At 61.3% G+C, this 13558-nt stretch carries 13 protein-coding genes and 3 pseudogenes; 7 read left to right on the forward strand and 9 right to left on the reverse strand.

All coding sequences use genetic code 11. The features are described 5' to 3' along the window. Window positions 1-82: 82 nt before the first annotated feature. The gene (locus ACPEE1_RS12905) at window positions 83-1408 is read right to left on the reverse strand and encodes an NAD(P)/FAD-dependent oxidoreductase (protein WP_047748383.1); all 1326 of its coding nucleotides are present in this window, start codon (window positions 1406-1408) and stop codon (window positions 83-85) included. A 75-nt stretch (window positions 1409-1483) separates the two neighbouring features. Continuing rightward, window positions 1484-3688, reverse strand: a complete 2205-nt coding sequence (locus ACPEE1_RS12910) for a putative bifunctional diguanylate cyclase/phosphodiesterase (RefSeq protein WP_047748384.1) — start codon at window positions 3686-3688, stop codon at window positions 1484-1486. Window positions 3689-3755: 67 nt separating this feature from the next. Here ACPEE1_RS12910 and ACPEE1_RS12915 point away from each other — a divergent pair. Further along, window positions 3756-4427, forward strand: a pseudogene (locus ACPEE1_RS12915) (Tn3 family transposase); the annotation flags it as partial. Between the two features lie 96 nt (window positions 4428-4523). Here ACPEE1_RS12915 and ACPEE1_RS12920 read toward each other — a convergent pair. Then, window positions 4524-5327, reverse strand: coding sequence for an SOS response-associated peptidase (locus tag ACPEE1_RS12920; protein WP_423933026.1), 804 nt, complete (start codon window positions 5325-5327; stop codon window positions 4524-4526). A gap of 375 nt (window positions 5328-5702) precedes the next feature. Between ACPEE1_RS12920 and ACPEE1_RS12925 the strand changes: the two genes are divergently transcribed. Beyond that, on the forward strand, window positions 5703-6242 hold the full coding sequence (locus ACPEE1_RS12925; protein ID WP_133248118.1) for a hypothetical protein: 540 nt from the start codon (window positions 5703-5705) through the stop codon (window positions 6240-6242). 173 nt (window positions 6243-6415) lie between these two features. On the opposite strand, the gene ACPEE1_RS12930 is transcribed toward ACPEE1_RS12925, so the two are convergent. The 3 genes from ACPEE1_RS12930 to ACPEE1_RS12940 all read right to left on the reverse strand — a co-directional run bounded on the left by ACPEE1_RS12930 (window position 6416) and on the right by ACPEE1_RS12940 (window position 8663). Continuing rightward, window positions 6416-7687 carry a fibronectin type III domain-containing protein gene (locus ACPEE1_RS12930; RefSeq protein WP_116925593.1) on the reverse strand — a complete coding sequence of 424 codons (1272 nt, stop codon included), beginning with the start codon at window positions 7685-7687 and terminating at the stop codon, window positions 6416-6418. A 158-nt stretch (window positions 7688-7845) separates the two neighbouring features. Beyond that, on the reverse strand, window positions 7846-8379 hold the full coding sequence (locus tag ACPEE1_RS12935) for a hypothetical protein (protein WP_182341196.1): 534 nt from the start codon (window positions 8377-8379) through the stop codon (window positions 7846-7848). A 2-nt stretch (window positions 8380-8381) separates the two neighbouring features. Continuing rightward, window positions 8382-8663 carry a glycoside hydrolase family protein gene (locus ACPEE1_RS12940; RefSeq protein WP_182341193.1) on the reverse strand — a complete coding sequence of 94 codons (282 nt, stop codon included), beginning with the start codon at window positions 8661-8663 and terminating at the stop codon, window positions 8382-8384. A gap of 22 nt (window positions 8664-8685) precedes the next feature. On the opposite strand from ACPEE1_RS12940, the pseudogene ACPEE1_RS12945 reads away from it, so the two are divergent. Both ACPEE1_RS12945 and ACPEE1_RS12950 read left to right on the forward strand, forming a co-directional pair. Then, a pseudogene (locus ACPEE1_RS12945) lies at window positions 8686-9510 on the forward strand (DNA cytosine methyltransferase); the annotation flags it as partial. A 61-nt stretch (window positions 9511-9571) separates the two neighbouring features. After that, window positions 9572-10042, forward strand: coding sequence for a hypothetical protein (locus tag ACPEE1_RS12950; RefSeq protein ID WP_182341190.1), 471 nt, complete (start codon window positions 9572-9574; stop codon window positions 10040-10042). A gap of 13 nt (window positions 10043-10055) precedes the next feature. Here the strand turns inward: ACPEE1_RS12950 and ACPEE1_RS12955 are convergent, their stop codons facing one another. Next, window positions 10056-10457: a BLUF domain-containing protein gene (locus ACPEE1_RS12955; RefSeq protein ID WP_116925760.1), complete on the reverse strand. Its 402-nt coding sequence runs from the start codon at window positions 10455-10457 to the stop codon at window positions 10056-10058. A 106-nt stretch (window positions 10458-10563) separates the two neighbouring features. On the opposite strand from ACPEE1_RS12955, the gene ACPEE1_RS12960 reads away from it, so the two are divergent. Continuing rightward, window positions 10564-10845, forward strand: a complete 282-nt coding sequence (locus tag ACPEE1_RS12960; RefSeq protein ID WP_182341187.1) for an ASCH domain-containing protein — start codon at window positions 10564-10566, stop codon at window positions 10843-10845. A 63-nt stretch (window positions 10846-10908) separates the two neighbouring features. Then, entirely contained in the window at window positions 10909-11688 is a 780-nt protein-coding gene (locus ACPEE1_RS12965) for a YoaK family protein (RefSeq protein ID WP_116925588.1), read from the forward strand. Window positions 11689-11761: 73 nt separating this feature from the next. Here the strand turns inward: ACPEE1_RS12965 and ACPEE1_RS12970 are convergent. Next, window positions 11762-12115 (reverse strand): annotated as a pseudogene (locus tag ACPEE1_RS12970) (IS3 family transposase); the annotation flags it as partial. On the opposite strand from ACPEE1_RS12970, the gene ACPEE1_RS12975 reads away from it, so the two are divergent. Beyond that, the gene (locus ACPEE1_RS12975) at window positions 12058-12393 is read left to right on the forward strand and encodes a pyocin activator PrtN family protein (protein ID WP_182341184.1); all 336 of its coding nucleotides are present in this window, start codon (window positions 12058-12060) and stop codon (window positions 12391-12393) included. The pseudogene ACPEE1_RS12970 and the gene ACPEE1_RS12975 overlap by 58 nt on opposite strands. A gap of 296 nt (window positions 12394-12689) precedes the next feature. Here the strand turns inward: ACPEE1_RS12975 and ACPEE1_RS12980 are convergent, their stop codons facing one another. Next, the gene (locus ACPEE1_RS12980; RefSeq protein WP_116925758.1) at window positions 12690-13505 is read right to left on the reverse strand and encodes an MlaE family ABC transporter permease; all 816 of its coding nucleotides are present in this window, start codon (window positions 13503-13505) and stop codon (window positions 12690-12692) included. Window positions 13506-13558: the final 53 nt, after the last annotated feature.

The following is a 13558-nucleotide window of genomic DNA, read 5'->3' on the forward strand; positions in this document are numbered from 1 at the left end:
AGAGCCATCGAAGACGCTCGCTTCAGTGTCCATGCGGTGTTTCTGAAGGTGGCGAGCGGTCAACTGCCGAATCTAGGGCAACTCAATCCAGCCGGATCGGTGGCCGCACGCGCGCCTGGATGCGGTCGGCCAGCCACAACAGGCCGCCGCGCCAGAAGCCGTGCAGCCGTGCCTGGTGGCTGCGGTACAGCATGGCATGGCTCAGCTGCGCCAGGCGCCCGCGGATGATGCCGCCGTCGAAGAAGCCGAACTGGCCCAGCGATCCGAACGCATCGTAGTCGGCCAGCGACACCAGCGCGCCGAAGTCGCGAAAGCGGAACGGCGGTACCGTGGCCCCGGCCGCCAGCACCTGCGGCAGGTGGCGCACCAGGTGCTGGGCCTGCTGGTGGGCCACCTGGGCCGTGGGCGGCAAGGGCCGCTCGCTGCCGGGCAGCGTCAGGCTGGCGCAGTCGCCGACGGCGTAGATGGAAGCGTCGCGCGTGGTCTGCAGCGAAGGATGCACCAGCAGCTGGTGGTTGCGGTTGGTCTCCAGGCCGTCCAGGTCGGCCAGCACCGCCGGCGCCTTCACGCCGGCGGCCCAGACCTTGAGCGAGGCCCGCAGCAGGCTGCCGTCGGCCAGCTCGAAGCCCTCGGCCAGCGCCGCTTTGACCTGCGTGTCCGTGCGCACGCGCACCCCGAGCGCGCGCAGACGCCGCAGCGCGGCCTCGGAGATGTCCTGCGGGAACGAGGCCAGCAGCCGCGGCCCGGCCTCCACCAGTGTGATCGTGAGCCGCTCGCCGAGACCCGTGGCGCCATAGGCCTCGGCGGTCTCGGTCAGCTGCACGAGTTCGGCCGCCAGCTCCACGCCCGTGGCGCCACCGCCGACGATGGCGATGGACAGCGGCTGCCCCATGGCCACGCACTGCAGCATGCGCAGCCGCACTTCGCGGCTGAAGGCATCGGCCTGCAGCCGCGAATCGATGGCATGGCAGTGCTCCGCCACGCCCGGCGTGCCGAAGTCGTTGGCCTGGCTGCCCAGGGCCAGCACCAGAACGTCGTAGGGCAGCCTGCGCGCAGGCACGAGCAGGCGGCCGTCCTCGGCATGCAGCGGCGCGACCTGGACCAGGCGCTGCGGCCGGTCCAGGCCACTCAGCGCACCGGGCTGGTAGACGAAGCCCGCGTCGCGCGCCTGGGCCACGAAGGTGGTCTGCTGCTGGGCGATGTCGCGCGTGCCGGCCGCGATGGTGTGCAACATCGGCTTCCAGACATGGGCGGCATCGCGGTCCAGCAGCGTGACCGTGGGCGCGCCCGGCCGGGCACGCCAGCGCCGGCCCAGCGACGTGGCGATCTCCAGGCCGGCGATGCCGCCGCCCACGACCAGAACGCGGGCGCCGGGTGTGTCGGGTGTGCCGAATGCGGTCGTGTTCATCGGACCATTACAGCACCGGCCACGGCGCCAGGGCCTGCAGGCGCGCACGCCGCAGGGGATTGCTGCGGCGCCGTCCTACGCCGCTACGGCGTGCGCCGCACCCGCTTGCGCCACGGCCTCGCGCAACAACCACGCCTGCAAAGCCTCGCGCTCCATCGGCTGCGCGATGTGGTAGCCCTGGCCCTCGTGGCAACCCATGTCCACCAGGGCCTGCAGCGTGTCCGCATCCTCGATGCCCTCGGCCAGCACCTGCAGGCCCAGCCGGCGGCCCAGCTGGGCCACCGTCTCGGCGATGCGGGCGCTGCGGGCCTGGCGCAGCTGGCGCACGAAGCCACGGTCGATCTTGATGCGGTCCAGCGGCAGCCGCTCCAGGTAGCTCAGCGAGGAGTAGCCGGTGCCGAAGTCGTCGACCGCGATGCTGATGCCCTCGGCACGCAGCGCCGTCAGCGTGGACTCCAGCAGCTGCGTGGGCAGCACGGCGGCCGACTCGGTGATCTCCAGCTCCAGGTGCCGGCCCTGCAGGCCGTGCTCGGCCAGCGCGCCGCGCACGGTCGCGAGGAAGGCCGGGTCGCGCAGCTGGGCCACGGCCACGTTGACCGCCATGCGCCGCGGCGCGCAGCCCTGGTCCAGCATGGCGCGCATGGTGGCGCAGGCCGTGGCCAGCACCCACTGGCCCAGCGGCACGATCAGGCCGGAGTGTTCGGCCACCGGGATGAAACGGTCCGGCGGCACCAGCCGTCCGTCGGCGGTGCGCCAGCGCAGCAGCGCTTCCAGGCCCACGAGCGCCTGCGTGCGCAGGTCGCGCTGCGGCTGGTAGACCAGGTACAGGCGTGCCTGGTCGATGGCCGCGCGCAGCTCGGACAGCAGCAGCGCGCGCTCGCGCGCCTCGGCCCCCATCTGCTCGGCGTAGCGCAGCTCCTGGCCACGGTGCTCGCGCTTGGCGCGCTGCAGCGCGATGGTCGCGTCCTTGAACAGGTCCACACCGGTCTGGCCCGCGTCGGCCAGCAGCACGTAGCCGCAGGTCAGCGAGACCTTGTGCGGCACGCCGTCCAGCAGCAGCGGCTGGCGCACACAGGCCAGCAGGCGCTGGGGCAGCACCTGCGCGCGGCTGCCCAGCACGCCGAAGGTGTCCGACCCCACGCGCGCCAGCAGCACGCCCGGCGGCAGGGCCTGGGCCAGTTGCTGCGCCACCGCGCGCAGCAGCCGGTCGCCGAAGCGGTGGCCCATCACGTCGTTGGTGGCGCTGAAGTCGTCGATGTCCAGCAGGGCCAGGATGTGGTCGCGCGCGCCGCGGCGCGCGCATGCGTCCACCTGCTCGGTGAAGTGCGCGCGGTTGGGCAGGGACACCAGCGCGTCGTGGTAGGCGGACTGGTGCAGGCGCTCGAGCAGGCTGCGGTTGTGCCGCAGCGTGCGCAGGTGGGCGCAGAACACCTCCAGCAGGCGCGGCTCCGGCGCCTCGCGCAGCGCGGGCGCGTGCACGTAGACCGCCATGGCCTGGCCGGCGTGCTGCCCCATGGGCAGGGCCAGACCGCCCGACGCACCACCGTGGGCGGGCAGGCCTTGCACCAGCGCGCGGTGCAGCAGCAAGGCGGCGTTGGAGGTCTGCAGGCGGCGCCGACGCGCGGCGAAGTCGCCGGTCGCGGCCAGAACACGGCAGCCGCTGGCGGCGCCCGTCTCGCGCACGCAGACCAGGCCCTGCGGCGCCACGCCCAGCAGGCCGGCCAGCTGGGTGATCACGGCCGCCGCGAAGCCGCGCAGGTCGGTCTGCTCCATCAGCGCCGCGCCCGATTGCACGATGCGCGCCAGGCTGCGCCGGTTCGCATCGATGCGGCAGTGCTGCACGTAGGCACGCACCGCGCCGGCCAGCACCGCGCGCAGACGCTGCGGCGACAGCTCCGCCTTGCGGCGGTGGTCGCCGATGTCGTGGCGGGCCAGCATCGGCAGCGCGAGCGAGCGGGCCTCGGTGCGCAGCACGATGCGCATGTTCACGCGGCCGGCCTGCTGTCGCGCGAAGCCGGCCAGGCCGCCGGACGCGGCGCCGCCCAGCAAGGCGTCCAGCAGCAGCACCGCGAGATCGTCCTCCTGCAGCAACAGGTGGCGGGCCCGTGCCGCATCCTGTGCATGCAGCACGACCACGGGCCGCCCGAACAGTACCAGTCCCTGCACGGCAGCACGGGCCGCTGCATGCACCTGCAGGTCGTGGTCGGCCACCAGCACGCGCCAGGCCGGCGACTGCTCCGTGCCGCGGTCGGCGCCCGCCCGCTCAGCCTGGCTGCACATGCAGGTCGTTGCCGGCATGTGCCACGCGGTTGCGTCCTCCGCGCTTGGCGGCGTACAGGGCTTCGTCGGCCAGCATCTTTGCCCGCGGTTGAAGGAACTCAAACAGCGCCACCTCTTTGTGCCACGCGGCACCAAAGTGCCCGCAGAAATCGCTGCGGTGTGCGAAGCCAATGTCGACGTCGCTTTGATCGAAAAGCATTGGGATAGTCTGGTGCACCTGGCAGCCTCGGTCATGAGCGGACATGCCAGTGCGGTGGCAGCTCTTGCGCGGTTCGGTTCTGCCGCCCAGGGCGATCCAATCTATGAGGCTGGCGTGCAATTGGGGCGGTTGCTGCGTACGGCGTTTTTGGCTGACTACTTTGTCAAGGACGCTTTCAGGAACGAGTTGCGCCGGGTGCTCAATCGGGGCGAGGCTGTTAACGCCCTCAAGCGCGCCATTTATACCGGCCGGATCAGCCCGGCGCAGGCCAAACGTGTCGATGAAATGCAGGCTGTGGCCGATGCGTTGAGCCTGATGGCCAACATCGTGATGGCGTGGAATACCTCACAGATGCAGGCGGTCCTGGATCGCTGGTCGAACCGCCGCCAGGTCATTCCACCGGAACTGATCGGGAAGATTGCGCCCACCAGGCTGGAGAGCATCAACTTGCGGGGTGTGTTTCGCTTCCCGGTTGACCGCTATGCTGACCAAATCCTGCCTTCGCGGCCAAATGCATCGATAACTGGCACCAATGGATGAAACCGACCACGGTTTGACGCCACGAATCGCAGATTTGAAAGTGAACAGGAAAGTCAATGAAATCAACGATCTACCAACACCACCTCCGCGCCAGTGCTAGCTTTTCGTACCGTCACTTATTGCACTGAAAACGAGGAGACCCCTTCTCTGAGTACCTGCAGGCCAGTCACCCTCACCTACTCGACATGCCAGGGCAGGCATATCAAACGATCCACCAGTGGATTGCGGAGGATGTCGAGGGTTAGGCGCGGGCCCAGCCGCAAACACCTCGACCGGTGCCAACGTCAGCAGCGCCTTGGCGTCCTTGATTGATCCTTCAAGCCACTGGTCCACATCAGCCAGCTCGATAGGTATCACGCTCCGCTTTTCTTGCTTGTCGAGAGTGAGCTTCGGGTCTGGCTTGTGCATGCGGCTCATCAGCGGGTGCTCATCTGCGTTGAGCGTGAGCATGGTGTAGCTCTCGATCAGCTCGCCGGTTGCCGGATCCTTCCAAGTATTCCACAGCCCCGCCAGGCCCCACGGGTCGACATCAGCCCGGGCAAACCGCCACCACACATTTTTCCCGCTCTCCCAGTTCGGCTCATCAAAGGTGGTCGCCGGGATGATGCAGCGCTGGCCGCGTTTCCACGGGTCTTTGAAGCTGGCCTTGTCCGCCACCTCCTCGGCACGGGCGTTGTTGGTGCTGTACTTGATGTCAGGCGTCTTGCTGAACCAAGGGATCAGGCCCCATCTCCCCACGGCAAGCTCTTTGCTGTAGCCAGGATCATCCACGGCGCGCCGGATGAATCCACCGGGTGATCGCGGGAACACATCGCGGGCACCCAGGCCCAGCTGCCGGGGGTTCAGCCGCCAGTACTGCTGTATATAGCCTTCGTCTGGTGAGTGGTAGCGATTGCACATTGGAGCCTCTTGGCGCCAAGGTACAGGGGCCGGGATCTGGCCGATGTCATCCGAAATCGATTTTCGCGCACCGGGCCTCGTTCTCGCTTTTATTGACGCATGATTGCATGCGATGTACGCTGGCTGCTTCGATACAAATTATTGGAGAGAGAAGAATGAATTTTAAAAAGTCATTTTTGAAGTTGGCAGTGCCATTTAGCATGGCTTTTGCATTCATAATGCGTAAACGCTCAAGTCAAACCAGAATACCCGACGAAAGTCACATTTTCCAGAGCTATTGTCAATGGCACCCCTGTAGATCGAGTTCGGGAAACCTATTCTTGGGGCATACAAACTTTACCAGCTCATCGAATTTCCAGGGCAAATTCTGGATTTTTGCATCACACTTTTGCAACTGAAAAGCCAGCTGGAGCTTCAACGCAAGAATTGAAGTTCCGTTTCAGAACTGTCGGCACATTTACATCAAATCCTGGAGCGCACTTTTTTGCAATGGCAAGAGCTGAAAGCACGGGATGGTACAACCGAGGCAAGGGCTTGATCGTAGGTGGTCTAAGTGCAACAGCTAATCCCTGCCCTAGTGGCGTAACAAGCCAGCCTGAGACCTGGTTCATAGATCCAGCGAGCGGTAATGCGACCAACTACGTCTGGGGTGGCGCCAACTGCGGTAGTCCGCTACTAGATAATGTTTGGTACGATGTATTCATTCATGTGGCCGACAAAAACTGGTTTGCCTATCAAATCAAAAACCCAAGTGGGCAGTTGGTGGCAAATATTGCAATCCAAGACACAATTAACCAAGAGAATTCACTTATTAACAACAGGCTTAGCGGCTTCAGCTTCGGCCTCGTCTTTGCTAATAACATGTCCCAAGCCTGGACATTGGAATTCGATAATATTCAAATTACTTGGTTTTAACGTCACATGGGGCCATGTTTATGTTTGGCATCTACTGACTTGAAAACACGTTAGAAAAAATAGCCTCCCCAGTGCCGTAGTGGCGCCGGGGAGGCTCTCGCCGTGTGCTTTCAACCATTCGTCACGCGACAGTTATTCAAATGTCAAAAAACCCTCCGAAGAGGGTTCACGGATCAGCTGGATTTCCGTCGGCGCATGAAGCCTATGGATCCGGCTACGACCCCGGAGAGCAGCAGCATGCCAACGCCGCCCAGGGCGGGTACTGGTGTCGGGGTAGCTTGAACCACTGGTGCAGCAGTGATCACGATGGTGAAGGTTTGTTCTGCGACATGAACTGCCTTGGCCGCGAGTGTTGGTTGCACCGCGCTATCCATGGCCATGACCGAGAAGCTGTAAGTGCCAGTGGTCGTGGGCGTCCCGGAAATGATGCCGGTTGCCGTGTCGAGAGCCAGCCCAGGTGGCAGCTCGCCCGTCACGGAGAAGGTGTATGGAGGCAGGCCGCCTGTTAGCTGCAGAGGTTGAGAATATGCCGCTGCAACAACACCGCCTGCGAGCGTGATGTTTGGACCTGCACCCACAAACATCACGTCTGCGAGTGGAATAGCTTCTGCACTTTCGGGTGACGGAGCGCTGTCACCAATTGCGTTGGTTGCCACGACCGTGAACTTGTAGGGCGTACCATTGGTCAAGCCGGTGATCGTGCAAGAAGTTGCTGGCTCGGTGGCAGGGGCCACGATCTCGGTTGTGCATGAGCCGCCAGGAACGCCTGTCACGGTGTACTTAGTGATGGGGGAGCCGTTATCACTAGCAGCAGTCCAAGTGACAGTCAGCGATCGATCCGCAACATTTGAAACACTCACGGACGGAACAGGGTCCGGGCTTGTGACGTTGGCGGTATAAAAAACGCGCTCAAAAGCTGAACTTTCATTCAGCCCAGTAGCCCCGCCGCATCTCCAGCCCCCGCTCAAATTGCCTTGATTGGTATGAACACACATGCGAGTAGCACTTCCTTCACCCGAAGAATTTTGTGTGTCACAACTTGATCTGCTTACAGCCTGCCCTTCCGCAGCAAAACCCCAAGAATAGCTCGAATTGAAATACCATGCGACTCCATTGGCTTGGTGGGTGATAGCAAAGGCTGTTCCCGTATCCGTCATCACGTCGATTTTGGGAGCTTGGGCCAACACCTGCAGGCTGTTGGTCCCGGTGGCGCGACAGGCCATCATCAATTGCTTGCCACCGCAAGCCGTGGATATTTCTTCTATAGATTTCCCGTTTTTGTCAAATGTTTCTTTGTAACACTCCGACCACCCGCCATCTGTCACCGTTTGCACGGCAACGTTTTGCTGCACACCTACAGGGTTGTAAGTAGGAGTGGCAGCATTTGCTGCGGCCATGCATAACATCGACAAGCCCAGAAATGTCCCGCGTTGATAGAGATACATACGAACGCCTCAGTTAAAAATTGGAATAAGTTATCAGTTTAGTATTTTTAACATTTACAAACAACTGTTTCTCTATTTTTTTTGTTAGAGGTGTCCCGAGCATAGAGCTGCGCTATCCACAACTCATTGGAATTGGATTGTCGCAATGTGGACCGTGTTTACCGGCTGCAAGCTTGGCCGCTGTCGTCACCGCTCAGCCGGCGCTCGATGTTCACCTGGTCACGCAGCGCGGCTACTTCGGAGTCTCTTCGTCTAAGGTCGCTCCCGAGGATTGCGACCACACCGAGGCCTTCTGCAAGCTGGCGGTCGAGGGCTGCCGCTTTATCTGCGAGATCGCTGCGGGCAGCTGCGTCGGCTTGGGCTTGCGCGCGATAAGTGGCACTTCGACTGGCGGTGTCGCGGTGCAGGCGCTCAGCACGGGCAAGCTCAGCGCGCACATCAACATCAATGCCCGTCTTGAGATTCGCCAGTCGGTCGGCGTTGTAGATTGTGTCTTGGGCATGCTTGCTTTCCTTGATCGAAGTTTTCGTGTTTTCCACCAGCGCCGCATTTGACCTGGTGGATTCTTCTTTTGCTTGCTCGGAGCGGATTGATTCAATCTGCGCGCCCACACGCCAGGCCTGCACATTCCAAGTGCCAATGGCGGCCAGGGCCATCCCAAGCAAGAGAGCAGCAGCATGTGTGTAGACCATGTTTACCCCTGTTCTGCTAAGCATTTGGCTTGCCTTTCTAGCTGCCGGGTCCACACGCCCTTGCAGCCTTTCGGGCCCCAGTTCTGCGGCAGCGAACAATCCCGGCCCGCTTGCTTCCGCCAGGCGGGCAGCGCGTTGCAGGCCTGCAGGTATTCACCGTTCAGCAGGTTGCGCCGCATCGAGCTCGTGCGCCAGTTTGTGATGCCGAACTGGTAGGTGAAGTCCATGTAGAGGTCATATTCGCCCTGGGTGAGCTTCACCCCTGGCAGGCTGGCCCGGAACATGGCTTCGTCCTTGCTCTTGTGGCGCTTTGAGCAGTCTTCGCTGTGGAAGGATGGCCAGGCCTACGGCGTGCGCCGCTGGAATGGCAGCACCGGCACAGTAGCTGGCCAGCAAGGGCCTGGCCAGGGCGGATACAGCGTTGCCGATCCCCGACACTATGGCCCTGCAAAGCACAGCAACGAATTTCGCATCGTCCGCTGGGACAAAGCTGCTATGGCAGTAACCAGTGCCCACGGCAGCGGCCAGGCGGTGGCGGACCCGCGCGGCGGTAGCGATCCCACCCTGTTGCATGGGAAGTGCCATGTGACTGAATGGACAGGGCCGACCCGGACAGTGATTGCAGGCAGCACCTCGGGCGAAGGCGCATACGCAGTGGCAGATCCACGCTCAGGCATGGATGCCGACCGTGCAGCATATCTCACTGGTGGGCACTATGGCGTAGTGCCCTGGGCCACGTCCGCCGGCGCAGTCAGCGGATCAGCTTGTCACGACAACGGCCGCTGGTCGGTCGCGGATCCACGGCCCATGCCAGCGCCTGCTGAAAAGCTGGTTTGCAGAATCGTGGCCGAAGACGGCACCTGGCACCGCCCATTCACCACTCTGGAGCTTGCAGCGCTGCAGAGTCTGGTAGACCCTGAAGAGCAGCTGGAACTGGATGGTCTGAGCGACCAGGCCTGGCGAGAGCGCATCGGCAACGCGGTGCCCAGCGCAGCCGGCGAAGCCATAGCGCACGTCATGGGCGAAACGCTCTTGCTCGCTTGGTCTGGAGAAACCTTCCTGCTGTCGGCCCAGCCAGTTTGGGTCAAACCCATGGCCGTCGTACTTTCTCTGCCAGTAGCTGCTTGGTAGCTGCCTGCTTCACCCGTACCATTGCCCGCCTTGAGCGGGCATTTCCACTTTTGGAGCCCCAATGTCTGAAACCACCCCTTCCGTTCCCCTCAAGACTGCACCCTGCTCTGCAACTTGGGATTTAATCGAGCAGCTGGTGCAGCTGGAGAGCAGCAAAAACCGACTGCACCTCGAATACATGGGTAAGGCCATGCCGGCCGATGTGTACCTGCGCTTCCAGAAACTGCGCGACGAGCGTATCCCGGCACTGCTGGACCAGCTGCGCGCTGGCCTAGCCGAAGCCCCTGATCAACCGCCTGCCCATTTTGCTCACGCCTATGCGGACCAGCTCCTGTTGCGCTGCTTGGTGCCGAGTGAGTCGGCACCCCAAGCTCAACCCGCTGATGCACTGGATTTTGAAGCCGCAGCAAAGGTAATGGCCCAGCGGATGGATTACCCCTGGGAGCACATGCCAGAGGAAGGCAGATCGCACATGCGCGAGAGCGCAAGAAAAATTGTCAACGCCGCCATGGCTGCCGGCCAGGCCAAGTAGGAAGGTTGAAAGGCTACAGACGGTCTATCTCAGCAACAGCCTTAGTGAACAAGTTCAAGGCAGCATCGCTATCAATTGTGGCCATTAGATCGATGTCCAGCTCGTCAAGGCTAACGTCGCTGTACCCCATGGACCATGTCGCGTAGCGGCGCTCTTCAAGGTCGTCGCCTGCATTCAGCTGCAGGAAGTCTGTATGCCTGCTGTCCTTGGGGAGCTTAGCCACCAACGCATCGACCTCGCTCGCAGGCCCTTCAATATATTGCGTAAAGCGCTCACCATCGAAAACCAGAATGCCAGTGATGCCGTGCGAGGCGTTGAACTCACGCGCCACCTTCACGATGTTCCCCACCTCAGTGGGGTCGCAGTCAGGTGCCAGCCGACTTGAATAGAGGAAAAAACTCAGTGGAGTGGACATAGCAGCACCTTTCATGAACTGATCCACTGTACACCCTCCCGAATTACATCTTTGCTTTTATGCAAATTCCTTTGGAAAACACACGAAACCTAACCAAGGTTGCACCATGACCACCCTGCACTTACCGCTCAAGCGCCAATACTTCGAGGCCATACGCGACGGCACCAAGCTCGAGGAATTCCGCTTGTGCACACCATACTGGGCCAAGCGCCTGGAGGACCGCGCGTATGACCGGATCATCCTGACCTCGGGCTACCCCGCCCGCGACGATCTTGCTCGGTGCCTGATAACTCCTTGGCGCGGCTTCATGGTGAAGACGATCATCCACCCGCACTTCGGCCCTAAACCTGTGCGGGTCTATGCTATCGATGTGAAGCAACCTTCGTGACCAAGTCACTTTTCCGAGTCGGTCACTGGCATATATGGCATCTTGGTTCAGGGAGCATTTTTGATGAGAAGAATTCGACACCTGACAAACCGACATCGAGCAAATTCCACCAACTTGGCTCTTGGATGGTTACTGGCTTTCAACGCTGGTGCAGTTAATGCGGGTGGCTTTCTAGTCCTGCACATGTACACCTCGCACATGACAGGATTCGCGTCACAGATAGCTGATGGCCTGGTCCTGGAAAACATGAAGATGCTTCTGAATGCGCTGGGCGCCATCTTGTCCTTCATGACCGGCGCAGCCGTCTGTGCTGTTTTGGTGAACTGGGGTCGAGAAAAGCATCTCTACAGCGTTTACGCGCTGCCGCTAATGCTGGAGGCATTGATGCTCTTGCCCTTCGGTCTGATGGGCGCTGTCACCCTCTCCTGGAACACGCCATTCGCTGTTCCCATCACGGTTCTGCTGCTCTCATTCATGATGGGACTTCAAAACGCTGTGGGCTCAAAGACCTCTGGTGGAAGCATTCGCACAACCCATATGACTGGGAACTTCACGGACCTGGGAATGGAATTGGGCAAGCTATTCTTTTGGAAGCGTAGTGGCACTGCTTGTAGGGTTCCAACAAACCGTGTGCAGCATAACTGGGTGCGCATGCGTGCCTCTGCTGGTCTGATTGGCATGTTCGTGCTGGGAAGCATTACGGGCGCAGTTGGCTTCAGCTACATCGGGTTTTTCTGTGTGGTGCCGCTGGCCGCGCTACTGCTCGCGGTGTCAGTGCCGCCATTTATTCATGATGCCAAGCACTCCAACGAGATGCGCGCATTTTTCCAAAAAAGGTGGTGATCACTGAATCACCACCGTCTTAAACAGCAAACCCGCCTAGTGAACTGACCCCAAGAAGTTGGACAGTTGGAAGCTAGGGACTGAAGGCCTGAATCCGGTATTGCACCGGACTCAGGCCTTTTAGTTTTAGCTTGATGCGTTGGTGATTGTAGTAATGGATGTAGTGGTGAAGACCTTCTTGAAGCTGCGCCACACTGCTGAACTTGTTGAGGTGGAAGAACTCGGACTTCAAGGTTCCGAAGAAGCTCTCCATCGCTGCGTTATCCAAGCAATTGCCCCGACGTGACATGCTTTGCACCAGGCCATGATCGGCCAGCAAGCGGCGATAGGCACGACTTTGGTACTGCCAGCCCTGGTCGGAATGCAGCAATGGTTTTTCCTCCCTGCCCAGCTTGCCTAGCGCCTTGCGCAACATGTCACCCACCATCTAATACGGCATTTCTGCTCATGGCTCAGTACAACGCCATGGCGGTGATTCCGCTTGATCAAGTAGTCAAGGACTACTTCCCGCACCTGGGAACGCAAAAGTTCCTGCGCAAGATCGCAGCGGGCGAAATCAAGCTCCCTTTGATCCGCATCGAGCCCAATTCACAGAAGGGGGCAAAGGGCATCCATCTCACTGATCTGGCCACCTACATCGATGCTCAACGAGCAGCCGGTGTAAAGGAATCGAAGCAGCTAAATGGCGAACGGGTGCAACAATAAAGCAACATCGAAAAAGAGAATCCCCATAAGTCTTTGTACTTATGGGGATTTTTTTCGTTTGCCTGTCCGCTCCATCATCGGCGCAACGGACATGCGCCAGGGGCTGTGGGTAGAGAATCAGTCATGGTGGTTGCGCGGCCAAGGCGTGGCCCTCGAATGTGGTGGCCCACACAGGCAGAGGCAGCGCCTGCGGGCAATCGGCTATTTTAAATCCTGCGCAGCCAGGGCGCCGAGCAGCACCCCAAAAGCCTGTCATGGCGGGCCGACCTGTTCGCTCCACTGCCAAGCTTGACGCCCTAGTAATAATTGCCCAGCAACGACGCCACCTCGATGAGCAGCAAGATGGCAAACATGCGCGCAAGGCCACTGAGGTCCGAATCGGGGCCCAGAACCTCATCCTGGCGCGTGCCGTAGGGCCGGTACATGGCCGATGCGGTGGGTATGAGTGCAACGGCCAGACCAAACAGCAGGGTTTTGAGGCCAAACAACCAGGTCACCATGGGCGTGAACACGCTGGCAAACATGCGCGTGTACAGGTCAAAACCGACCCAGCTCAGCCCATAGACGCTGAGGTAGACCATGACCAGCGAAACCACACAGGACAGCGCAGCCAGCGTGATCGAGGCATACATGCTGGCGACCACCAGGGGCAGCATCTCCGTGCGCACAGGGTCATAGCCGTGCTCGCGCAGGCGCTCAAAATGCCCCGCCTCGCGCAACTTGGTCAGTTGCGCACCTGCCGGAATCGAGCAGCGCATCGCGACAAACAAGGCCGCCGTCAGCGGGATGAGCTCGAGCACCAGCACGCGGATGACCATCTCGACAGCGACGCGCGAGAGGCCATAGCTCGTGGCGGTTACAAAGACGATCCGCGCCACCACCAGGCACAGCAAGGCGGCCAACGCGGTAAAGCCCAGCAGGATGGGCGCGGTGTCGACATACATGCGGCGCATCAGCCGCGCGCGGGTCTGCGGGCCGTAGCTGGTGGGCGACATCAGCATCACCAGCACGACCGCACCCAGGTAAAAAATACGCCACCAGGCCACCGCCCAGCGGCGCGCCGTGCGCCAGGTCCGGTGGGGCCATTGGGGTTGAAGCAGACTTGCCAGCATCAGGCGATCATAGGCGATCGGCGCCATCGTGGGCACCTGCCAGCAACATGGCT

Source organism: Comamonas sp. 23, assembly GCF_049601575.1.
Classification (GTDB): domain Bacteria; phylum Pseudomonadota; class Gammaproteobacteria; order Burkholderiales; family Burkholderiaceae_C; genus Comamonas; species Comamonas squillarum.